This is a genomic window from Terrimonas pollutisoli, assembly GCF_029360765.1.
Classification (GTDB): Bacteria; Bacteroidota; Bacteroidia; order Chitinophagales; family Chitinophagaceae; genus Terrimonas_B; species Terrimonas_B pollutisoli.
The window spans coordinates 1-745 of record NZ_JARKNA010000065.1 but is presented as its reverse complement, the minus strand read 5'-3'; the positions used below and the strand labels follow the sequence as shown (position 1 = coordinate 745).

1 protein-coding gene is annotated in these 745 nt (G+C 35.0%); it reads left to right on the top strand.

Translation table 11 applies throughout. The features are described from left to right. Nucleotides 1-742: hypothetical protein (locus P2W73_RS26370; RefSeq protein WP_276505098.1), on the top strand; the 742-nt coding region annotated here is incomplete at its 5' end. Between the last annotated feature and the right edge of the window lie 3 nt (nucleotides 743-745).

The window sequence follows — 745 nt, the reverse complement described above, 5'->3', positions numbered from 1 at the left end:
ATTTATGACGACCATTATGACCAAACTTTATTTCTCTTTCCTTTTGATACTAATCTATTCTTGTAGCAATGGCAATACTGAACAAGTAACCATTGTCCAAGACACAGTTCCAAAAATTCAAGAAACAAATCCTTTAATCACTAAAAAAATGACAGACAAAGAGTTTATAGAAAAATTCACAGAACTCGGTTACTTCGACTATACGGAAAAAGACAAATTGAAAATTGTCCAAGACTCTTTGAAAAAACACTTTAATGGTGACAAAGAGTTTTTTACTGAATACAACAGAAAGCCACCTTTCCAATTTTATGATTCACGATTCTATAGCTGTGGAGACGGTGAAGAACTATATGAAGAAGGCGGAGTTGTTGACATGATAAAGGAAATGCAACCTTTTCTAAACAAAATTGGAATTCAACTCAATTACTCAAATGACAGCTATGTAAACAACTATCACAGCATTGTTGTAAACGGCACAAGTTACATATTAGCCCAAGGAAGCCCTTTGATGTGGGGAGAGACTGTTCAGAAATATGCAGAGATGATTAATGCAGAGTTGGCAAAGCACAATTCTAAAGAACAACTGTATCTTCTGACAAACGAGAACGAATACATGGTTTTCATGACAAAGGAACAATATGACCTTGTTTGTGAATATTTTTCGCAGGACAAAAGACCCTTGACAGTTGCAGACTGGACAACGAAGACGATGAATGAATTGAACAACTTATTGAACCGATAAAAC